The sequence below is a fragment of the Pseudofrankia asymbiotica genome (assembly GCF_001983105.1).
Classification (GTDB): domain Bacteria; phylum Actinomycetota; class Actinomycetes; order Frankiales; family Frankiaceae; genus Pseudofrankia; species Pseudofrankia asymbiotica.
On sequence record NZ_MOMC01000059.1, the window covers coordinates 37376 to 58847 of the forward strand.

At 69.8% G+C, this 21472-nt stretch carries 16 protein-coding genes and 1 pseudogene; 9 read left to right on the top strand and 8 right to left on the bottom strand.

From position 1 onward, the window contains the following. Positions 1-102: 102 nt before the first annotated feature. Positions 103-2811, top strand: coding sequence for an effector-associated domain EAD1-containing protein (locus tag BL253_RS27730; RefSeq protein WP_076820251.1), 2709 nt, complete (start codon positions 103-105; stop codon positions 2809-2811). Between the two features lie 134 nt (positions 2812-2945). Here the strand turns inward: BL253_RS27730 and BL253_RS44080 are convergent, their stop codons facing one another. The 3 genes from BL253_RS44080 to BL253_RS27745 form a co-directional block, all read right to left on the bottom strand. Then, positions 2946-4556 carry a restriction endonuclease gene (locus tag BL253_RS44080; protein WP_131831593.1) on the bottom strand — a complete coding sequence of 537 codons (1611 nt, stop codon included), beginning with the start codon at positions 4554-4556 and terminating at the stop codon, positions 2946-2948. 193 nt (positions 4557-4749) lie between these two features. After that, positions 4750-5682 carry a hypothetical protein gene (locus BL253_RS27740; RefSeq protein ID WP_076820252.1) on the bottom strand — a complete coding sequence of 311 codons (933 nt, stop codon included), beginning with the start codon at positions 5680-5682 and terminating at the stop codon, positions 4750-4752. Positions 5683-6209: 527 nt separating this feature from the next. Next, the gene (locus tag BL253_RS27745) at positions 6210-6407 is read right to left on the bottom strand and encodes a helix-turn-helix transcriptional regulator (protein ID WP_076820277.1); all 198 of its coding nucleotides are present in this window, start codon (positions 6405-6407) and stop codon (positions 6210-6212) included. Positions 6408-6794: 387 nt separating this feature from the next. Between BL253_RS27745 and BL253_RS45525 the strand changes: the two genes are divergently transcribed. Further along, positions 6795-7421: a putative immunity protein gene (locus tag BL253_RS45525; RefSeq protein ID WP_476644127.1), complete on the top strand. Its 627-nt coding sequence runs from the start codon at positions 6795-6797 to the stop codon at positions 7419-7421. Between the two features lie 403 nt (positions 7422-7824). On the opposite strand, the gene BL253_RS27755 is transcribed toward BL253_RS45525, so the two are convergent. After that, positions 7825-8844 (bottom strand): effector-associated domain EAD1-containing protein, encoded by a 1020-nt coding sequence (locus BL253_RS27755; RefSeq protein ID WP_131831594.1) that lies wholly within the window; start codon positions 8842-8844, stop codon positions 7825-7827. 722 nt (positions 8845-9566) lie between these two features. Beyond that, positions 9567-9833: a hypothetical protein gene (locus BL253_RS27760; protein ID WP_076820254.1), complete on the bottom strand. Its 267-nt coding sequence runs from the start codon at positions 9831-9833 to the stop codon at positions 9567-9569. A 277-nt stretch (positions 9834-10110) separates the two neighbouring features. Between BL253_RS27760 and mobF the strand changes: the two genes are divergently transcribed. The 3 genes and pseudogenes from mobF to BL253_RS27775 all read left to right on the top strand — a co-directional run. Further along, the gene (gene mobF, locus BL253_RS27765; protein ID WP_076820255.1) at positions 10111-14829 is read left to right on the top strand and encodes a MobF family relaxase; all 4719 of its coding nucleotides are present in this window, start codon (positions 10111-10113) and stop codon (positions 14827-14829) included. 198 nt (positions 14830-15027) lie between these two features. After that, positions 15028-15288, top strand: coding sequence for a hypothetical protein (locus BL253_RS27770; protein ID WP_076820256.1), 261 nt, complete (start codon positions 15028-15030; stop codon positions 15286-15288). Between the two features lie 17 nt (positions 15289-15305). After that, a pseudogene (locus BL253_RS27775) lies at positions 15306-15692 on the top strand (type II toxin-antitoxin system VapC family toxin); the annotation flags it as partial. Positions 15693-16314: 622 nt separating this feature from the next. Here BL253_RS27775 and BL253_RS27785 read toward each other — a convergent pair. Continuing rightward, on the bottom strand, positions 16315-17427 hold the full coding sequence (locus tag BL253_RS27785) for a DUF2637 domain-containing protein (RefSeq protein ID WP_076820258.1): 1113 nt from the start codon (positions 17425-17427) through the stop codon (positions 16315-16317). 252 nt (positions 17428-17679) lie between these two features. Further along, positions 17680-18210 (bottom strand): hypothetical protein, encoded by a 531-nt coding sequence (locus BL253_RS27790; RefSeq protein ID WP_076820259.1) that lies wholly within the window; start codon positions 18208-18210, stop codon positions 17680-17682. A 170-nt stretch (positions 18211-18380) separates the two neighbouring features. Between BL253_RS27790 and BL253_RS27795 the strand changes: the two genes are divergently transcribed. The 3 genes from BL253_RS27795 to rnhA all read left to right on the top strand — a co-directional run bounded on the left by BL253_RS27795 (position 18381) and on the right by rnhA (position 19780). Further along, entirely contained in the window at positions 18381-18590 is a 210-nt protein-coding gene (locus tag BL253_RS27795) for a helix-turn-helix transcriptional regulator (protein WP_076820260.1), read from the top strand. A 73-nt stretch (positions 18591-18663) separates the two neighbouring features. Then, complete coding sequence (locus BL253_RS27800) at positions 18664-19218, top strand: kinase (protein WP_198946420.1); 555 nt, start codon at positions 18664-18666, stop codon at positions 19216-19218. Between the two features lie 7 nt (positions 19219-19225). Continuing rightward, on the top strand, positions 19226-19780 hold the full coding sequence (gene rnhA, locus BL253_RS27805) for a ribonuclease HI (protein WP_241835215.1): 555 nt from the start codon (positions 19226-19228) through the stop codon (positions 19778-19780). Between the two features lie 113 nt (positions 19781-19893). Here the strand turns inward: rnhA and BL253_RS27810 are convergent, their stop codons facing one another. Further along, the gene (locus tag BL253_RS27810) at positions 19894-20208 is read right to left on the bottom strand and encodes a 4a-hydroxytetrahydrobiopterin dehydratase (protein ID WP_076820281.1); all 315 of its coding nucleotides are present in this window, start codon (positions 20206-20208) and stop codon (positions 19894-19896) included. Positions 20209-20404: 196 nt separating this feature from the next. On the opposite strand from BL253_RS27810, the gene BL253_RS27815 reads away from it, so the two are divergent. Continuing rightward, positions 20405-20881, top strand: a complete 477-nt coding sequence (locus tag BL253_RS27815) for a YxiG-like protein (protein WP_076820261.1) — start codon at positions 20405-20407, stop codon at positions 20879-20881. Positions 20882-21472: the final 591 nt, after the last annotated feature.

The following is a 21472-nucleotide window of genomic DNA, read 5'->3' on the forward strand; positions in this document are numbered from 1 at the left end:
GCTGCAACAGTCCGCAACAGACCCAGTAGGACGACTGGGTGGCAGCGCGACGGCGAGTGGTCTTATTCAGGTCGGGGCCGGTCTGGACGTGACGGGGGCGTTGTGGTGGAAGGGCTCGGCAGTGAGTTGATCGAGGCGTTGGCGGGGCTCGTGACCGTTCCGGCCGAGGCGTGTCAGTTGGTGGTCGAGGCTGGGGTGCCAGCTGCGGCCTTGCCGTGGAATTCCTGTAACCCGCGGGAGTTCTGGGTGGCGGTGTCAGCCGAGCTGGCGTCCGGTGTGACAGCCCATGGCCGTGATCGACTGCTCGAGGTGCTGCGGAGTAGGTTCCCTCACCATCCGATCTTCGGTAGTCCAGCGCCCGCGCGTCTCCTGTCCGCGGGGAAGCGGGTCGGCCGGCCGATCCGGGAGGTGGTTGATCCATTCGCGTTGGAGGTTCATCCGGCGATCGATGCCGGGGCTGCGGCGGGTCTGTCACCGCTGCCGACCTATGTCGCGCGTGAGCACGATCTTCGCCTGCGATCGGTTGTCGCTCGGGCGGTTGAGGGCGCCAGCGCGATTGCCGTGCTGGTCGGCGGATCGTCGACGGGCAAGAGCCGAGCCTGCTGGGAGGCAGTCCAGGCGCTACCGGAGGACTGGTGCCTGTGGCACCCGATCAACCCGGGTCGGCCCGAGGCCGCGCTCGAGGAACTGACGAGGATTGGGCCGCGCACTGTGGTGTGGCTCAACGAGACCCATCGCTATCTGCTTACCAAGCCGACAGACCTCGGCGACCGGGTGGCCGCTGGGCTCCGTGATCTCCTTCGCGACCCGGACCGCCGGCCGATTTTGGTGCTGGGCACGGTCTGGCCCGAGTATTGGGCTGTCCTAAGCACCGTTCCTCGCCCCTGTAGGCCCGATCCGCATGCTCAGGCCCGTGCGCTCATCACGAATGACGTGATCTCTCTGCCCTACGCGTTCACCGGGGGTGCGCGCGAAGCTTTGCGTGTCGCAGCGATGGGTGATCCGCGGCTGGCGGAGGCGGAGGCCCGCGCGCTCGACGGGGAGATCACCCAGTATCTGGCTGGTGGGCCCGAGTTGCTTGCTCGTTATGACAACGCGCCACCAGCGGCCAGGGCGGTGATCGAGGCTGCGATGGATGCCCGTCTTCTCGGTCACAGTTCGTCGTTGCCCCGTGGGCTGCTCGAAGATGCTGCGCCCGGTTACCTCACCGATCAGCAGTGGGACGCGCTCGCCGACGACTGGCTCGACCAGGCTCTCACCTACACAGGTGAGCCCTGCCGGGGGGCACCGGGTCCTGTCCGGCGTATCCGCCCCCGCCCAGGCCAGATCATCTCTCCCGAGCCTTTTTACTGGCTCGCCGAATACCTCGAGCATCACGCCCGCGGCACCCTGCGTGGGCGTCGCGCGCCCGCGTCGCTGTGGGACGCGCTGGTTGCCCACGCTACGTCGACGGATGCGGCCGCCCTGGCCGCGTATGCCCACGGCCGGCTGCTTGACCGATACGCGATCGCGCTGTTCAGGCGGGCTGCGGACGGGGGGAATGGAAACGCCGCTGGTCTGCTTGCCGGTCTGCTTGCCGGGCGTCATGACCTCGACGGACTTCGGGCCCGTGCCTGCGTCGGCGATCGCCTGGCCGCCGAGCGGCTGGCTGAATTGCTCATTGAAGGGGGCGACTACGGGGAAGCTGAGCAGCTCCTTCGCAGCCTTGCTGTTACCGGCGAGCCGTCGGCCACCGCCCGGCTTGCCGACCTACTCGCCATGCGTGGTGACGTTCAGGAGCTGTGGGCTCGCGCTGACGCTGGTGACCCAATCGCCGGGATCCGTCTGGTGGATCTTCTCGCGCAGCGCGGTGACCTGGATGGCCTGCGAGTGCGGGCAGACTCCAGTGACTTGGCGGCGGCCGTGCAGCTGGCTCGTTTGCTGGTGCAGCGTGGTGATGTAGATGGCCTACGGGCCCGCGCGGACAGCCAGTGGGGTGCTGCCGTCGAGCTGGCMAGGCTCCTCGCCGAGCGGGGTGATCTTGACGAGTTGCAGGCTCGGGTGGACGCGGGGGATTGTGCTTCCGCTGTAAGGCTGGCGAGACTGTTCGATGAACGGGGTCAGTACGACCGTGCCGAGCAGATCCTGCGGATCCTTGCTGATGCTGGTGATGACTACGCGGGTCTCGAGCTTGTCCAGCTTCGTGCCGAGCGGGGCGATCTCGGCAGCCTGCGGGCACTGGCCGCCGACGGCTTCGAGTCCGCTGCCGACGCGCTCGCCTGTTGGGTCACCAAGGCCGGTGACTATCAGGAGATCGGACGAGTCCTGCGGGCTTTCGAAGAGGCGGGTGACTGGGAGATCGCCGACGGCCTTGCCCGGCTGCTCGCCAAAAATGGTGATCTCGACAGCCTTCAGGGCCTCACCGAGGTTGGCGACATGTTCGCCGCGGAGCAGTTGGCAGATCTGCTGGTTGCGCGTGGCGAGTTCCAGGAGGCGGAACAGATCCTGCGGAACCTGGCCGATGCCGGTCACGATCTCGCGGCGATTCTCCTGATCTACGTACGGGCCGAGGGTGGTGACCTCGATGAGCTGCAGGATCTGGCCGAGGAGGATGAGGCTGCCGCCTGCGAACTGGCTCGGCTGCTGGCCGGGCGCGGCGAGTACGGGCGAGCTGAGCGGATCCTTCACGCCGTGGCGAATGCGGGTTTCAGGTTCGCCGGTGACGAACTCGCCAGCCTGCTCACTCGCCGAGGACGCACACGCGACGCGGAGCGTCTACGACGGTTTGGACTCAACCCCGACGGATCGATCGCCTCCGGTCCCGACGGCTGACAGCATGCACGTCTCGGCAACCTTCTGACCTGCATAGCCAGACGGGAGTCAGCGCGCGAACGCACTCAGCCGGACAGTCATGTTCGCGGAGCCGACGCCAGGAGACCTCGGCAGACACTGACCAGCGAAACCGTCTACTCGCGCCCTTCAGACGCGCGCCGTCCTCGGGGTTCGGCCACGCCCGGGATGACGTCTATACCGAGATATCTTTTGATCATGTGTTTCAGTTCGGCGCCTTTGACGGGGGTGATGCGGTTTCGTTTGGCGAAGGCGATGCTTGAGGGGCCGAACCAGGAGGTGGTTACGACCATGCCGGTTGCGGCGTTGTGGTCGGCCATGGCTCCGGCGACGGCTTGGACGGTGGAGAGTTCGACTCGGTTCTTCGTGCGTTTGGCCTGGACGAGGCAGACTCCGCCGAAAATGACGTCGTTCCTCGTCACCACGACATCGATTCCGTCATCCTTCGAGTCGACTGTGCGGTATGCGTCGAATTTCATGGCCTTGAGGAGTTTCTCGATGAGTTTCTCGAACTCGGTGGGGGTGAGTTGGAGCAGGTTCGTTCGGGAGTCGAGGTCGGCGAGTTCTGTGGAGTCGTTCGCGAGTCTGAACCGGCTGAGGTCGAACGTGACAACCGGCTGGACGGCTTCGAGGTCGTAGGGGTTCGGCGAGACACGCGCATCCAGTCCCCGGAGGCAGCGGATCGGGTCGGTGACGCGGTCGAGCTCGAGGCTTCCTTCGAAGAGAGATCGTTCGGGTTCGAGGCTGATGAGGTGGTACAGGGTGTCCTTGCCGGTCGCGGGGTCGACGTCGGTGACGGTGCCRTTGAAGACGACCACGTCGACGAGGTCGAGGGCCTTCGTGACTGTGAACACCTCGTGCACGACGCGCAGGGTCATCCAGGCGACGAGCTGCGCGTAGAGCTTCCTGGCTTCGGGTTCCTTCCACTTCACGGGCCGGATCTCTGGGACGGTCTTGTAGAACTTGTATTCCCGGACCTCGGGTATCACAGACCGTCGAGGGAAGTCGATCTCGATGACGATGTCGTGTTCCTGCGGCCGGTAGGCGATCTTTCGTGTCTGGGGGAACCCGTCCGGATAGGGCGCGGCGGCCAGAGCCTGGCCGACGAACCACTCGATGGCCTCCGGGTCTCCCTCAACRCACTTCGTCCACTGCACGGCGAGGTTGGTGTTGTGCGCCGCGGCCCGCTCGGAGGCTGCGGCGACATGCTGGTCGTGTTCCGATCGGGCGGCGGCAAGCTTCCGCAGCCGATCGGCCTCGTCCTGTTCAAAGTCGGCGGTGTCGGCCTCCCACCGGACCCGGGCCGCATCGACTTCTCGGGTGTATCGGCCTGATCCACCGACGAGCCGGCCAACGCGGCTAGGAGGAGGTGGCTCGTAGTCCGCCCAGTCCGGCGCGGTGCCCGCCACCGTCAGCGCTCCTGGCCGGAAGACCGGCCGTTCGGGCGCGACCTCCAAGGCGTGGATGGTGAAGACCGGAAGGTTCAGGACGCTGAGTAGCAGATTTCTGCCCAGGTCCTCGATGCGGGAAGCGGTCTGTGCGTTCTGCTCCACGGCGGTGCGTTCCAGCTCGTCCGAGCGTTGCTCGCGACCCTCCCGCGCCTCCTGCTTGGCGCGCGCTGCCACCTCACGCTCGTGCTTTTGGCGTGCGGCGGCGGCCTCTTTCTCGGCTCGCTGTGCCGCGGCGCGCCGCTGCCACTCCGACTGACCGCCACCTGACTGCGCCACGCCATCGCTCCCCGTCGGCGAACACAAACGCAGCACTTAGCGTACGCACCCCACGTGATCAGGTGAGCGCGTTCTGAAAAATTGAGGAGCTGGTCCAGCGATAGGCGGAGGTTCCTCAGGAAGCACCGGTGCCGTCGGGTGGGCGGCGATGCTCGGCAACGGTGGCGCGGACGTCGGCGTGCTGGAACCATGATCAGGATCCCTGCGTGTCCGCGCCCGAGGCCGGACTTGCGAGCGCCGGTGCGGCCGGGGTCGCGCCGCTCGCGGTCCAATCAGCGGTGCCAGCCTCGACCTCGCTCGTCCTTGTCGGATCGTCGGTAGCGTGCCGGAGTTGCGATTGGTGGCTGGTCTCGGCGCGGATCTGCGCGACGAGGGCTCGGGATGGTTCGGCGCCGATCTTGAGGCGTTTGCGGAGTGCTTCGGCGGAGATCGGGCGGTGGTGTTGTGCCCAGTGGTGGGCGTCGTGCGTGCGCGCCAGCGCTAGCAGTCTCTCGTCCCGTTGGGCAGGGACTGGTCGGCGATCCGTGGCGTGCTCTCCGACGAAGGCCTCGGTGCCACCGGATCCGGTCTTGAGTGCTGGCACCGGATCGGCTGCAGTTGCCTCGGACGTTGGCTCGGTAGGCATCAGCGTGCCAGTGATGTTGTCGACGTGGGCTGGTTCCTCCGGGCCAGCATGTGCTGGCAGGTGTTCTGCCATGGTGCGCAGGAGGTCGGGTCCGATTTCTGCCCAGCCGATCAGGAGGAGTGGGCCGACCGCGTCGAACGCGGCCTTCCCGTACTGGCCRCCGGCGAGGGGTTCAGCGATGTTGAGGGCGAGGGTGACAAGGCTCGCGAACACGAGCAACCGTCGCGCTGGTCGGATGTCCGTGCCGGCTGCTCCTTGGACGGCGAGTTCGCGGATGGCGATGAGCAGGCCGAGGATGGACAGGTCGACGGCGGGTGCGACGAGGGGTGCGACGTAGGCGGGTACGCCGAGGCGGAGGGCGAGGAGCCAGACGTTGCCGAAGCCGAAGGTGAACGTCAGTCCGATCACGATGATCATGATCGTCGTGACGGCGCGGAACGCGACGCTGTGGGCGTGTGTCGGTCTCCTGGATCGGGGGATGGCGGAGGCGATGGTGGTCATCCGGCATCACCCGGAACCAGACGCTCGGCCCTCGCCGCGGCTGCTCCGACGCGACGCGACGAATAGCGGGGTCCTCTTGATCGGCGCTGAGCCTTGGGYGCTGGAAATGGCCTGGGGGAGTGCCGGGTCGGGACGACCTGTCTCGAGGCCCGGCTTGAATCAACTTGGTGTGCCCGGTGTGTGCCCGGACCGGTCAGGCAGGTCTGGCACAGTCTGGTACCGGCTGGCAGGTTGGGTCCGTGCTGGGCGGGCAGAACGGCATCGGTTGTCATCGGGTGTCACCACCTATCACCAAATCTGCGGAGCTCTTAATCCGCGGGTTCGGGGTTCAAGTCCCTGGCGGCGCACCCGTAAAGCCCTGCAACGCAGGGCTTTTTTCATGATCGGCCGATCTTGGTCATTAAGATCACCCCGTACTTACCCCGCACTTTGAGAACGAAGATCTTTTGCGTTGCTGGCCTGTGGCGCGCACCCGGCCTGACCTGGCAAAAGACCGGATGCGCGCTCTTGTTGGCCCTGCATATGATCTAGGGCACGTTCCGTCGGATCTCCAGCCACGCCAGGACGTCTGACTCGCGGTAACGCAGGTGCCGGCCGATGCGCAGCCCGGTCGGTCCGTCTCCCGTCGTCCGCCACTTGTAGATCGTCGCGACCGGCACGCCCAGGAACGTTGCGAGCTCGGGTACGGTCCACAGCCGCCCCTCGCCCGCCGCCGGCTCCGCCATCCCGACCACCTGTCCTTCCCATCCCCGCCCGTCGACCCGCCAGGGGTCGCGTGGCCTCGCGGCGGCACCGGCCCGCAGGGGCACAGCCGAGAAGGGACCGGCACCGGTGCGCGGTGACGCGCACAGACGCAGCGTCGAAGCCGCATGCGTCCCCGCAGTCACCCCGCCAGCCACTCGCGGCGTCATCGCGAGAAATTCCGCGTCCGTCGAAGGCATCGCCTTGCTTCTGGAAAGTTGCGGGAGTCCGGAGACCGCCGTCCGTGATACCGCAGGAACGGTCGGGCCGTGCTCCCGGACGGGCGCGTGTGGGTGGCCACCAGGATCTGCCCACTGGCGGCCCGCGTCGTCGCTCGGGGTGGCGGCTGTCGCCAAGAAGCCTGCTGGGAGATGACGCTCGGTGGCGCTGATCAGCTATGTAGAGTCGGGGTGGTGGGATCTCCGCAGACGCTCAGCGAAGCTGATCGGCGTCTTGTCGCCGCATGGGCCGCCGATTGTGCAGAGCGGGTTTTGGGGCTGTTTGAGGCCGAAGCTCCCCAGGATGACCGCCCTCGCGCTGCCATTGCCCGGAGCCGGGCGTTCGCTCGGGGRGAGCTGAACACTGCCGAGGAGATCCGCCGTCGATTCGCGGGTGGCGTTGCTGCCGGCGATGTGAAGGCTCCCGCGGCAGCTGCCGCTGCCCGAGCCGCCGGTCAAGCCGTAGCCGTCTGCCACATGGGCGCGCACGCGCTGGGCGCCGCCGCGTATGCCGCCAAGGCGGCCGGGTTGGCGGCCCCCGGCCGGCCTGGAGCCGTCCGCGACGAGACCCGTTGGCAGCTCAATCACATGACGGCGGAGGTCCGGGCCGCCCTACGCGCCCTACCGCCTGTCGGCGAGAATCGGTCAGGTCCTCTCGGACCCGGGCTCCTCACATCAGGTCAACTCGGCACGATTATTCGTGACCTCCAAGCCAATCTTGCCCTGTCCGACCGGGCGTCACTCGTAAATACGGTCGTTGACGGCCGACCTTTACTTTGAGGAGAACGACGTCGTCGATGGCGCGGATCCGTCGTGCGGGTATCCGGGTCCGCGAACTGCTCGGTCGCCTTGCAGGAGCTGGTGGTTGACCTGGGCGAGAGGTGTGCTGGCCGGTGGGGCAGGCACGCGCAGGTCCTCGCGGAGGCAGCGCAGGGTAGGTCGGCCGGCATGGGGTCAAGTCTCCCAGTCTCCGGCGCAGCCCAGCTGCTCGATCCGTTCCGAGGACAGCCCGGGCAGCGCGGCGACGCTTGCTGAGAGGGAGCCGTCGAGGACCCGCATGGGGGGGCCATTCCCTGGCAGATCTCCTGCGACGTGAGGTGAGAAGGTGCGCGGTTCACCGGTCCGCGGGGCCGTGGAACAGGAACGGCATCGGGGRCATGATATAGAATTCATCGCCCTCGCCTCAATGAGACGGAAGATTGGCGAGCCAGTCGTAGGTGGGGATTCGGGGGTCGTCGATCGTGACGTCCTGGTTGACGGCATCGTGGAACTGCTCGYCGGTCAGCGGGTAGGTGGTTAGACTATTCTTTGTGTGGTACAGAGTGGCGAAGAGGTAGGCGTCGCCCCAGGTGGCGCGTAGCGCACCCGCGACGACCCAGTACTGCCTGCGTACGAGTAGGGCTAGGACCATGCCTGGGGCGTCGTCGTACTGGTTGTCGATCTCAATGTCGTGTCGCTGGGCCAGTTGGCCGAGGGTGAAGTCGTCGAACGGGTAATCACCGATGACGTCGATGTTCACCAGGTCGTCCCATCCGCCGAGGTGGCCCTCATCGAAGGCTTGGGAGCAGAAGTCTCGGTAGAACGCGGCGAGGGCGACTGCGCGCAGAAGACAGTTGATGCGGTCGTCCTCGGTTCGGTAGCGAGTCAGACCCGCCTCGGTGAGCTTGCTCCAGGCGCATGCGGCCCAGGCGATTTCAGCGCCGTCGACCCAGACCTGAATCAAACTATTCGGAAACTGCCAGGCATCCTCCCAGTCGAGTACTTCGGAGTMGGTGAGTATCGGATCCGGCGCGGCCGGAGTGGGCTGAGCGTTGCGATTTCTSTCGTGCTCGCGACCAACGGCCGCGGTCGGCGTCCTAGTGCGCGACCCGTCGTTGGACGACGGCTCCATCGCGAGCGTCGGCTTCTCGACATGGTCGAGTGCGGCTTCCATCTCGATCAGCATCTTGTTGGCAGGGAGTTCCTGACGCGCGTTGCGTAGGAGTTTCCGCAGGCCGTCGACGACCGCTCCGCGATCGAGAGCGCCGAACACCTCGCGCCAGAACGTCAGTGCAGTGCTGGGGCCCCATGGTGGTTGCATGCCAAACTCGAAGTCCGACCGTGCGAGCAGTTGTCGCGCCGCGGTCTGGTCAAGAACAGGTTGGCGAACTCGCGGATCTGGTCGTCGGCAGGGCCCGTCACGACAGCCATCTTCGCGTTCCACTCAACTGGCTTCGTGACCGCGTCCTCCGTGGTGGAGCGTTCTACCCGGCAGCGGGCAGGAGCACTTGGGGCACGTGACGGGCCGGTAAGGTTGCCCACCCCGCCGCTGCCGATCCCCAGCGAGATCATCTCGAAACTCGGGCTTCGGTGGTCCTCCGGCGCCTCCCCCGCGTGCCGGCTTCGGGACTGCGTCTGCCGTTGTCCGGGCGGCGAGGGTCAGGCCCAGTGAGCCGGCGAACGCGGTCTCGCCGCGCTGGACTGCGGCAGATCGCGCTCGCCGCCGATCAGCACCTGTCCGCACACGGCCGCCTCGCCTGTCGTCCATTGACTCGGCCGCGCCAGCGAGCCCAGCCAACCATACGGGTTCGCCACACATCGTGGAATCCGCGCTCGTCAGGTGACGACTGGTCATGTGGCACCGGGCCGGACGCGAAGTGGGGGCGCAGGTAGGCGGTCACGGTGCGGGCGGTGTGGGGTGTACCGGTCCAGGAGTCCCTAGGAATTCCTGGCGAAGCCAGGAATTCCACATGTGCCGGAGGAGATGGGCCTGCGGCGGGTGAGCGGTGTCAGCGGTCGCGTCGTGCTGAGGCGGAGCGGTCGGGTTCCGCGGCTGTAGGCCGGGGGCAGCAATCTGTGGAACGAGCCCAGCGGGGGTACTGGCCTTGGGCTGATCTGCGCAGACCCTCGCGAATGCAGCGTGGGTGGGGTGGACGGGCAGGGGGATCAGGCTTCCCAGTCTCCGGCGCCGCCGAGTTGCTCGATCCGTTCCGGGGGCAGCCCGGTCAGCGCCGCGACGCTCGCCGAGAGGGAGCCGTCGAGGGCACGCATGGAGGCGAACGTCCCTTGGGCGGTCTCCTCGTGGGGCTGCTCCAGATAGACCTGAGCCGCTTCGGCGACGTYGGCCGCGAGCAGGGGATCGGTGAGGAGCCGGTCGAGATGGTCGTTGCCGCGAACGAACCTCGACTGGCCCGCCGGGGTGTCCTCGGTCATGACTTCTCCTCGAAGGACGTCTCGTGCTTCCATTGGTCGATCATCTGGGCGTGTGCGGTGGCGATGTTTCCAGGCGTGGGATGGAGCGTGCACGGTGTCGTGCGCGAGGGCTGTGGCGGTGACTGCGGTTCGCAGGATGGCGGGCTGTTCGTGCGGTTTCCGGTTCAGCGGGGCCGTCGGTCGTCGCCTTGTGGAGCTTCCTCATGCCGTGCTTCTGTCATCGTCCTCCCACACGCCTGCTCGGTCGCCGCCGGATTGCTGGTCAGGGCGATGGGCGGTGATCGCGACGGCGCGGGTTCTGCGGCTGCGCGTGCGGAGGCCAGGCGACGTCGGGCGGGCGGCGCGCGCGGTGGTCGCCTATGTGGAGGGCGGACAGCCGGGGGCCGCTGCGGTTGCCGTGTACTACGGCCGGGCGGCGGGCCGGTCGAGGGGGCGGCTCGCCGGGCTGGTTGGGCTGCGCGGGGCGGTGCCGGCGGAGGCGCTGATGCGGCTGTTGGAGGGCCGGCACGCGGTGACGGACAGACCGTTGTTGGGAGACGGCCCGGGGCCGCGCGGGCGTCGGCTGGCCGGCGGCTGGGATGTTGGGACGGGATCTGGCCAGGCGAGAAGGAACGCGGCGACGCCGGCCAACGGCGACGAGCTGTTGACGTTGGCGGAGGCGGCGGTACTCGCCGGCGTGAGCGTCGACCTGCTGCGGCTGCGCGTCCGCCAGGCCGCCCGAGCAGCGGGGCAACGCGAGGCCGGCGAGATGGCGGACCTTTCGCCGGAGAGCGCGGGCGTCGTCGGCCCGCGCGGCGTGGCCGACAGTGCCGAGGCGGTTGGTCCGCCGGATGGGCGGCTGCTGGCCGGGGAGCGGGGCGCGGACGGGCGGTGGCGGGTGCACCGCGAAGACCTAGAGCGGTGGATGGCCGCGCGGGTCGCACCGGCGACGGTGCTCGGCTACGACGTGGTGTGCGCGGCGCCGAAGTCGGTGAGCCTGCTGTGGGCGTTCGGGGACGCGGCGACGCGGGCGGACGTGGCGGCGGCGCTGGATGCGGCGGTCGACGCGACGATCGGCTACCTGGAGCGGCATGCGGCGTTCGGGATGGTCGGCTGGCGTAACCGGCCGGCGCTGGGCCTGGCGGTGGCGTCGTACCTGCACGACGTGTCGCGCAGCGTCGAGGCGCACCTGCACGTCCACAACATTGTGATCAACGCGGTCGCGGTGCGCGCGGACGCCGACGGTGTTCCGCGCGACGCGGCTGGTCGGCCGGGTGAGCAGGCCGATGGCGTCCAGGGTGACAGGTGGGGTGCGGAGGAGGGCACGGCGGCTGGCGCCGGCGGGGTCGGCGGTTCGGGCTGGGTGTGGCGGGCGGTCGACGGTGAGGTGCTGCTCCCGCACATCCGGACCGCCGGGTTCGTGGGGGCGGCGGTGCTGCGCCATGAGCTGACGGCGCGGCGAGGGTTGGAGTGGGGACCGGTGCGCAACGGGGTCGCGGAGCTGGCCGCGTTCCCGACTGAACTGCTCGCCGCCTTTTCGACCCGGCACGGCGAGGTGATGGAGGAGTTCGCGCAGCTCGTCGCGGCAGGGCTGGAACCGTCCGGGGCGACGATGGCGGCCGCGCAGCGCCGGTCGCGCGCGCCGAAGCGGGTACTGGCCGACGACACCGTCCATGCGGCGCAGGTCGAGCGGCTCGCCGCGGCCGGCTGGACCGTCGAACAGGTCCGGGAGCTTGCCGCGCCAGTGGCGCATCGCCCGGCCCCGGTCGGCCACGACGACGTCGCCGAGCTGTTCGACCTGCTGGCGGGGTCGGCAGGGGTGACGGAGAAGGTGACGACGTTCGGCCGCCGCGACGTGGTCCGTGCGATCGCGGCCTGGGGCGGTGACCGGTTGGACGCCGCGGCGGTCGAGCGGCTCGCGGACCGGTTTCTCGCGGACCGGCGGGTGGTGCTGGTCCTCGCCGACACCCCGGGACGGCGGCGTCGGCAGGATCCGGAACCGCTGTACACCGTCGAGGACCTGCTGGCCGCGGAGCGGCGGCTGGTGGCGTTGATCCGGCAAGGCCGGGTCGTCGCCGGTGCGGCGCCGCGCATTCTGGCCGAGCCGGGGCTCGTCGACGCCCACCTGGCTGCCGCGACCGTCGGGCCGGCATTGTCGGGGGAGCAGGCGGATCTGGTGCGGCGGCTGGTCGCCGACGGGGATCTGGTGCGGTTCGTGGTCGGCGCGGCGGGCACCGGGAAGACGGAGGCGATGCGGGTCCTGGCCGGCATCGCCCGGGCGGCCGGCCGGCGGGTGTTCGCGACCGCGCATGGCGGCCGGCAGACCGAGGAGCTCGCCGACCGGATCGGGGTGCCGGGCCGGGTGGTCGCGGGCTGGCTGACGCTGCTCGACGCCGTCGCGGCCGACCCGGCCGGCGACCTTGCCGAGGTGTGGCCGCAGGGGTCGGTACTGATCGTCGACGAGGCGACCCAGGTCGGAACCCGTGACGCCGCCCGGTTGCTCGACTACGCGGCCCGCACCGGGACGGTGGTGATCCTGCTCGGCGACCCGGCGCAGCTCGGCTCGGTCGCGGCCGGTGGCTGGTTCACACACCTCGTCCACCAGTTGCCCGACGTTCCCACGCTCACGACGCCGCACCGTCAGGCCGGCCCCGAGCTGGCGGCGGTCCGCGCCGCGCTCGACGCGCTGCGCGCCGATGCGACTAGCCCGGCGCGCGCCGCCCTCGACCGGCTCGCCGACGCCGGCAAGATCCGGCTCGCCGACGACCCCGACGCGCTGCTCGAGCAGGCGGTCGCCGACTGGTACGCCGAACGTCGGCGTCACCTCGACGCCGAGCGCGCCGCGCCGTCCGTCCCAACCGGCGCGGACGGCGCGGACGGCGCTGGGCTGGCGGATAGAGCTGGGACCGATGACGACGGCGCGCACCCGCCGGCCGACCGCGGACGGCGCCGACGGCAACCGGACGGCGGACCGCTGCGGGTCCGGGTTCGGCTGATGGCCGAGCGGCACCGCGACGTCGAACGGCTCAACCAGGCCGCCCGCGCGCTGCTGACCGCCGATGGAACCCTGACCGGCCCTGTCCTGGCCGTCGCAGGCCGGGAGTTCCAGGCCGGTGATGAGGTCGTGACCCTCACCCAGGCGGGGCACACCCTGGTCCCCGCCGGCCGGCCCGCCACGGCGTACATCCGGACCGGTGCTGTCGGTGTGGTCACCGCTGTCCACGTCGACCCGGACGACCCGGGCACTCAGACGGTCACTGTCCACTTCCCGAGCAAGGGCATCGTGACCGTGCCGTGGGCGTATCTGACGCACCGGTTCGACGACGGTCGGGACGGCGGTCTCGCCCATGCCTACGCCCTCACCGCCGCGAAGGCACAGGGCTCGACTATGGACACCGCCCGCGCCGTCGTCACCGACGACACCAGCAGGGCCGGGCTTTACGTCATGCTGTCGCGCGCCCGCAGGGATCTGGCTGCCTACCTGCTCCGCCGCGACGAGCTTGACCAGGCCGACGACGACGAGACCTGGCTGTCCGCGGCCCCCGGCCCCGGACCTGACGACCCGCTCGACCGGCTCGCGACCAGGCTCGACCGGAGCCGCACGGAACAGTTCGCCGACGCACGCGACCCGATCGCCGCGACCGCGCATCAACTGCGCCTGGCCTACCCGCTCGCCGCCCTCACCGCCGCCCGCCTCGGCCATCCGGACCCGGCCGCGCCGTTCGCGCCGACCGCGCCGATGGCACTCTTCGCGCCGGATGGACCGCGCCGCGCCGATCCGAACAACGGCGCGCCGTTCGCGCCGAGCCAGGCCGCGCCGTTCGCGCCTTTGACGCCGCTGTCCGCGCCGCGAGTCACTGAGGTGGACGCGCCGGCCGGCGGTGGCGGACCGGCAGAAGAGCCTCCTCGCCAGGTGGTGCTGCGCCGCGCTGAGCTGGCCGCGGAGGCGGCGATCCGCGCCGCCGCACTGGCCGATCCGCCGGCCGCTCTCGTCGCCCGAATCGGGCCGCCGCCGGCGGCCGCGCCGGACCGGGCGCTCTGGGACAGCGCGGTGACCAACCTCGCGATCTACCATGCCCGCCACCAGCCCGACGTCCCCAGCCACGTGCCGGGACCTCCGCCTGGAGCCCGCCCCGACGACCGGGTCCGCGACCCGTGGCTGCGGCTGCGCGACCAGGCCACCGGGTTGGCCGATGCCTGGGCCGCGGTCCTACCCGCCGACGTCCGTGCCCGGTTCCGCAGCGCCGACGAGGCTGTGCCCCGCGACCGGGCGGTCGTCGGCCTGCACGCCCTCCTCGACGCCGGCTACCCTCCCGCCGCGCTCACGGCTGCGCTGCGCCAGGATCCGGTCGACTCCGTCCGCGCCGCCGCGGCCGTCCTCGATCACCGTGTCGCCGACCTGTGCCGCCAGGCCGGGGTGGATCCGGCGCTCTACGACCTGCCCGCCGCGACGACCGCCCAGCAGGACTGGAACACCGTCACCGACCTGCTCGGCCGTGCCGAAAGCGGCCATCTCGCCACCAGCCCGACCGCGGCGCTCGCCGTCGAGCGGCGCAGCCTCGAGGATCGGCTGACCCGTCGGCCCGACATCCTCGACATCGGTGACGCGCTGTCGTCCAGCGGTCAGACGCCGGAGGGAAACGCGCCAGGAGGGCCGGCGGGGGCGATCCGTGCGCGGGCCGACCTGGAAGCGCGGCTTGGCCGAGTCAACACCGCCCTCGACCGTCAGATCGGCGACGCGGTCCTGCAGGCCGCGGCCGAGCCCGCCGGCTACCTGACCGTTCTCCTCGGTCCCAGGCCAGCCAGCGGCCCGGCCGCCGCGGGCTGGGACGAGGCCGCCAGCCGGGTCGAGCGCTACCGTCACCGCCACCTCGGCCTGCCCTACGGCACCCCCGCCGACCCCGCGTCAGCCGACCCCGTCGTCCACGCCCTCGGCACCCGGCCGGATGCTCTCCCAGCCGCCGACGACTATGCCGAGGCCACCAGCGCGACGTTGCCTGGGCAGCTGGCGCTATGAGCGGCGTGCAATCCATCTGGCCCTGGTTGATGGGGACCAAAGGCGGTTGATGGGTCAAGCTCAAACGCCGAGTCGCCGCGATGTTCGCCGAGCTCTGCCACGTCATCTGATCACTGGCTCACTACGACTGACCTCTTGCCCGCTCCGCGTCGCGGTCACCGCTCGGGCGCGGTGGGCTGACGGCGTTACGATGTTGTCATGACCGAGATGCCGCTGCCCGAGGGCGAGCAACTGACCCTCGTGGCCCGCGAGGCCGCCGAGTCGGGCCAGGTCGTCTACCTGACCGATCATGGTCGGCGGTTGGCTGCGATCGTGCCGGCAGGTCTGGCGGAACTTATCGAGCGCGGCGAAGCGCGTGGCGGCCGGCGGGTCCTGGGCGCCCGCGGCGCGGGGCACAGCGGGCGGCACGACATCTCCGAGCGGATCGAGGAGATCCTCGCCAACGAGGTGACGTCGTAGCCCTTGTCGTCGACGCTGGCCCGCTCTATGCCTACGTCGACGCCGACGACCAGCATCACGAGGCGTGCGCCGACCTGCTGGAGACGCATCCTGGCCCACTGATCGTCCCGACCCTCGTCCTCACTGAGGTCGTCTACCTGCTCAGCTCCCGTCTCGGCACCCGCGCCGAACTGAGATTCCTCGGCGACCTCGCGTCTGGCGCCTTTGATATCGAGCCTGTCCATCCCACCGACTGGCTCCGCATCGCAGACCTCGTCAGCCGCTACCAGAACCTCCCACTCGGCACCGTCGACGCTTCCGTCATCGCCTGCGCCGAACGCCTCGGCATCGACGAGGTCGCCACCGTCGACCGACGCCACTTCGCCATCGTCAAGGCAAACCGGACACTGAGCCTTCTGCCCTGAAGCGGATCGTCAGGTCGTAGCCCGTGAACCCGTACCTCCGCGAGGCCCGGCTGGGTCAGCGGGGCGGTCCCTGATCAAGATGGCCCTGGCGAACACCTCTGCCTCGGCCTGTAGACCCAGCACCCGATCGAGGGGCGAGAGCGCCAGGATCGCCTTCACCTGAGCACGCAACTCAGGGTCGGACTCCCACGAGAGAGCGCGGGCCCGCGCCCGCGCCGCCGCGGCCTTGGCGCGCCAGTGCGCGGCCTCGGCCCGCCGGCGAGCACGCTCCTCCACCGCCAAATTCTCGGCCATGGCGGACATTTTCCCTCGACCGGTGCCAGGCCCGTTCTCCGCACGCGGGTCCTCCGGGAGATCGCGGGGCCGCGTGAGTCGGACCTGCCACATTCACGGAACACGTTCGGCGCCAGCGGCGACGCGGTGGTGGTCGCGAGGGTGTCCGCGATGTCCGCGGTGATGTCTCCTCGGCATCCGCAAGGTGGTCCAGGGCTATGTCGATGACGTTCGCCAGCAGGTGAAGCATCGGCCGTCTCCGTCGAGCCGGACGCCGGTCGGGACGTCGCCGGGCCGATTATCCTTTTTGGATCTTGAAGTCTGGCTGGCTGATTCCAGCGGGCTTTGCTCAGGCGGCGGTGGGTTGGGTGATGGCTTGGCGGCGCCATTCGGAGAGGTAGCGGCGGGCGGTGCCTGCGTGCAGGTTGATGGCGGGTGCGAGGTCGCGGGCGAGGGCGTAGTCGGTGCGCGGGTCGCCGGGGGCGATGTCGCGGAGCAGGAGGGTAGCGAGGCGGGCGCGTTTGCTGCCGCGGCGGGCGGTGCGCAGGGCTCGGGTGAGCACGGCCGGCGGGATCGGCTCCGGCGCCGCGTCCCACGCGGTAGCGCTGCCCGACCAGGGCACGTCGCGCCTGCTCAGCGGTTGGAGCGCTCTGTTCTCTGGGGGCGGGGCTGGCTCTGAGCACGGTGGGCCGGAAACCGCCGGGTGCTGGGCGCCGTCGCGGGCCGCGACGGTCGGTTCCGCGCGCTGTCCGCCGTCGAGATCGCGCTGTCCGTCCACATCGTGCCCGGCAGCGCCGCCGGGGCCGCGGTCGTGGCTCGAACCAGTCGAGTGGACGCGGCTGGGCACGAAGGGATGGGCGCTGCCCAAGCCGGGCCCGTGCATGCCGGCGTGGCCAGCTGACCGGGGACGAGCCTTGCGGATCTGGCTCATGAGCATTTCGTACGACCCGATCAACGCCACCGAGGGCCACGCGGCGATCACCCTGGCAGCAAGATCGGGTTGGGMGTGCATGACGTTCGCGGCGACGCTCGCGGCGGAGGCCAGGGCAAGCAGGGCGTAGGGCAGTGGGGAGCGGCGGCGGCCGGCGCGGCTGTCGGCGAGCAGGGTCAGGCTCGCCGCGACGATCAGGCCGTCGACCGAGATCGGCACGATCGCCGCCGTCACCCGGTCCTCGCCGTGCTCGCGGGCGACGCCGGCCATGTGTCTATAGGACACCGCGCCGGCGATCAGAGCGACGGTGACGACAGCGGCGACGGTCGCCAGACGGATCCAGAGTTCCCCGCTTCCCCACCTCGACCCGCGCGAGCGGCCGGCGGCCGGGAGGGCGGCCACGTCGCGCGGCCCGGTGGTCAGGACGGCGGCGACATTGGTCGTCGTGGCCGTCGCAGCAGCTTCGGCTGGGTGAGCTCGCGTGACGGTCGGCCGGTCGAGATCGGGCTGGGCGGCGGTTGGAGCGGTCATGGCGGCCTACCAGAGGTGTAGGGGTTCCTACTAAGGCAGTGCGAATCCGCGGGCCGATTCCGGAAGCCCGCGTCGGAGGTTGGGGCGAAGGTCCCGGACGCGGCCRTACAGCGCACTGCCATCGCCGATGTCACCGTGGATGTCATCGCTGGCGACATCGCGCTGAACTGGGTCATCGCCGAGGGCATCCGTACAGGCATCGCCGATCCGGCCGGACCCGTTCGGCGGCCGGGCGGGGATGCCGGCCGCGGGTCAGGCCGCGTGAGCCCGGGCCCGGAGCAGGAGGCTGCTGATGGTGAGAGCGCGGTCGGCGGGCTGGGCGGCCAGCCAGGCCAGGACACGTTCGTCCTGCGGTCCAAGCGGCACCTCGGCGAGCGCGGTGCGCAGCCTGTCGGCGAGGTCGTCGGCGGTGAGGCCGACCAACTCCCGACCGGCCGGTCCGGCCGGGACCGCGTAGGCGAACGGCACCAGGTCGCCGAGTCGCCCGGAGCTGTGGGTCGGTGGCGGGGCGGGCGTGAAGACGAGCGTCGTCTCGACGTCGCCCAGCGCCTCGAGGAAACGGGCGGCGGCGGGGAGTTGGCGCAGCGTCGCGATCACGTCGGCGACGTCGTCATCTGGTTCGACCAGCACCTCGAACAGGCCTTCCGCTGTCAGCCGCGCCCGGCGCGTACTGGTTGTGGGTGCCGGTCCGGCGTGCTCTGCCAGCGTCAGCGGTGCGCTGGGTACGGCGGCGGACCCGACCGGGGCGGGAGCGGGCAGGGGGTGTGGCTCAGGCTGGGCCATCGCGTCCTCCAGAACTGGCGCGAGATCACGGCGACGGGCGATCGCCCGGGGCGGGTGCGTGGGCAGGCGAGGCGAGCCAGGAGGCAGGACTTTCAGGACTTCGTCCGCATCCAGTGCCCGGGCACTTGTCATTCTGACTTGGCTAGTTGACTTGGATAAGAGTAGCTGACGTGGGCGCAGCGACCAACCGGCCAGAGGTCGTGACGATCACCGGCGTGGCCGAGCTGCTTGGAGTCTCACGCCAGTGGGCGGACGTCCTGTCCCGCGGCAAGGACTTCCCCGACCCCCTGCCCATGGGCGCCGGCAGCGAGCGCACCCGGGTCTGGCTCGCCGCCGACGTCACCGCCTACAAGGCCAGGCGCGACCAGCAGCCGAAGTAGTCGCCCGCGGCGGTCGCCCAGCCCATGTCCGGTGCCGCGCCCTCTACGACGTTGCCGATCTAGGCTGCTACCTGTGGTGACACGCGGGGACTCGGATCGGCCGCCGTCGTTCGTGGTGCTGCGCGGTCCGTCCTGCAGCGGCAAGACGACGACTGCGCTCGCGGTCCGCGAGGTGGYCGGCCGTGGGGTGGCGGTGGTGCAGCAGGACGTGATCCGCCGGGAGCTGCTCCGTGAGAGGGACGTGCCTGGTGCGCTGAACATCGACCTGATCGCCATGATCGTGACGCGGTGTCTGGCCGGTGGCTACGACGTCATCCTCGAGGGCATCCTGGATGCCTCCCGCTACGGCACGATGCTGCGATCGCTCATCGCCGCGCACCCCGACCCGGCCCACGTCTACTACTTCCGCGTCCCGTTCGAGGAGACGGTGCGCCGGCACGCGACAAAGCCGAACGCCCACGGCTACGGCGAACATGACCTGGCCGAGTGGTACGTGCCGAACGACGTGCTGGGCGTTCCCGGGGAACGGATCATCGCGTCCATCGAAGCCCAGCAGGATGTCGTGACCCGCATCGTCAGCGAGGCCCTGCCACAAGGATTGGAGACGGCGATTGACTGGTCGGGATGAGCAGATCGTGGGTGCGGCTGGGCAGGGACCACCTGTGGTCGCCCGGTCCCGGGCCTCGGCCGACCGGGCGGGCGGAGTCGCCGGCGGAGGTGGAGGTCCGCGAGGCGGCCGCGAGGGTGCTGTCGAGATCTACACCGACGGTGCCTGCAAAGGTAATCCCGGCCCGGGAGGGTGGGGCGCCGTCCTGCGCTATGGCAGGCACGAGAGGACCATCTGCGGCGGCGAGCCTGGCGACACCACGAACAACCGCATGGAGCTACTGGCGGCGATCATGGCACTTGAGGCTCTCACCCGACCATCGGTCGTGCGTATCCACACCGACTCCCAGTACCTGCGTAGTGGCATCAACGAATGGCTCGCCCGCTGGAAAAGGAACGGCTGGAAGACCGGCGAGAAGAAGCCGGTCAAGAACGTTGACCTGTGGCAGCGCCTGGACGCGGCCGCGAGTGTGCACACCGTCGAGTGGCTGTGGGTACGTGGGCACGCCGGCGATCCCGGCAACGAGCTCGCCGATCAACTCGCGAACCGCGGACTGATCGAAGCCCGACGACAGCCACGCTGATCCCCAGGCGCTGAGATGGCGCTTCGGCGAAGGCCGGCCCGGGTGGCGACCGAGCTGATCGTCGCGGCAGTGCTGATGAGCATGACCGGCGCGGCGGCGCTGGCCCTTCCCTCTTACATCGGTGTGGCGGTGTGGGCGGTGGCGAGGGCGTCGATGCGGGTGGCGAGGTCGAAGTCGGCCGCGGTGAGGCGGTGGCCGGCGTCGTGGGTGGTGATGGCGAAGCGGATGGTGTCCCAGCGTAGGTCGATGTCGGCGTGGTGGCCGATGAGGCGTTCGACGTCGGCGACGTGGACGATCAGTGCGACGAAGCCGTGGTAGCGAGGCCGGAAGGTGCGGGTGATCTCGTCGCCGGTCCGGGTCCAGCCGGGATGATCGGCGAGCTGGGTGGTGATCTCGTCGTCGGTGAGCGGCGCGGGTACTTCGGAAATGTCACGCCTCCGTTGCGGCGAGCGCCTCGGCGAGGTCCGTGGCGGCACGGGTATCTTTCCGCGGCCGCGTGCATGCCGGGGGAACACCGTGGCAACACGGCGCTCCTACTCGATCGGCGCGTCGGGGTCCTGCATCAGGTTCTCGACTCACAAAAATACGAGGCGACGCGACTCTTCGGAGGTGTACAACCCAGGGATGGACGTAGTCGCCATCCGCCGCGCACTCGACGACGTGTTCGACCACGCCCTCGTCTATCACGCCTTCACCGACTACATGCGCGACTACGAGATCATCGTGTACACCACTGCCGACCCGCGCACCGGTATCCCACCGGAGCATCTCCGTTACCTCTTCCGTTACTGCGTCGAGACTCACGTTCGGACCGCGGTCAGGCCCGAGACCTGGAAGGAGTCGCTCGATGACCGACTCATCGACTACGAGACCGGGAAGGATCTCGACGGCTATGTCTGGGGCGTCAAGTGGCAGTGCCTATGCCCTGGCGCCGTCCTTCTCGAGGACTCCCCACTTGCCCAAGCCTGGTCTGACGCGATCGGTATCGAGTTCCACGAAGTCCGCATCGAAACGAACGGGCACGACCTGACGCTCGTGTTCAGTGATCTGATCGTGACGCCGGTATCCGTCGGTTACGCGCCTTTCACGGTTGACGCCTGATCTTTGACCCACGTTCCGAGCCATCGCTGACCCTAGCCGGCCGCAGTTGACCTAACCCCGCTGACTCCCGCGCCCAGATCCAGGGCTGCGACCACGCCRCACCCGTCCCGTATGCGGGGAGGTCGCGCGGCGGCCGTGATGGCAGCCAAGCCACCGGACCACACCGGACGACCATGGACCGCAGGAGTTATCAACCTGTGACTGGCCGGGGCCAGCCGATGCTGGCGGACATCAGCTGACGCCTCCTGAAGATCTCATAGGGTGAACCTCCCGGCCGAGGCTTGACCGCGCACCGCCACCGCCGAGGTCACCGTGGATGTCATYGCTGGCGACACTGCGCTGAACTGGGTCATCGCGGAGGCGGCTTGCCCAGGCATCGCGGGCCTGGCGGGACTGCTCGGCGGCGTGGCGAAGCGGCGGCGATGGTCAGAGGCATGACCGACACGGCGGCGGTGCCGTCACCGCGGGCCGCTGGCAGTGCCAGCCGCCGGCCAAGCGACTCGGAGAACGCGGCCGCCTCGGGCACGGCCGGGTGCTCAGAGGCTATGAGCTCGTCCGCCCGCCGACTGGCCCGCGACGCTGTCTCCCACC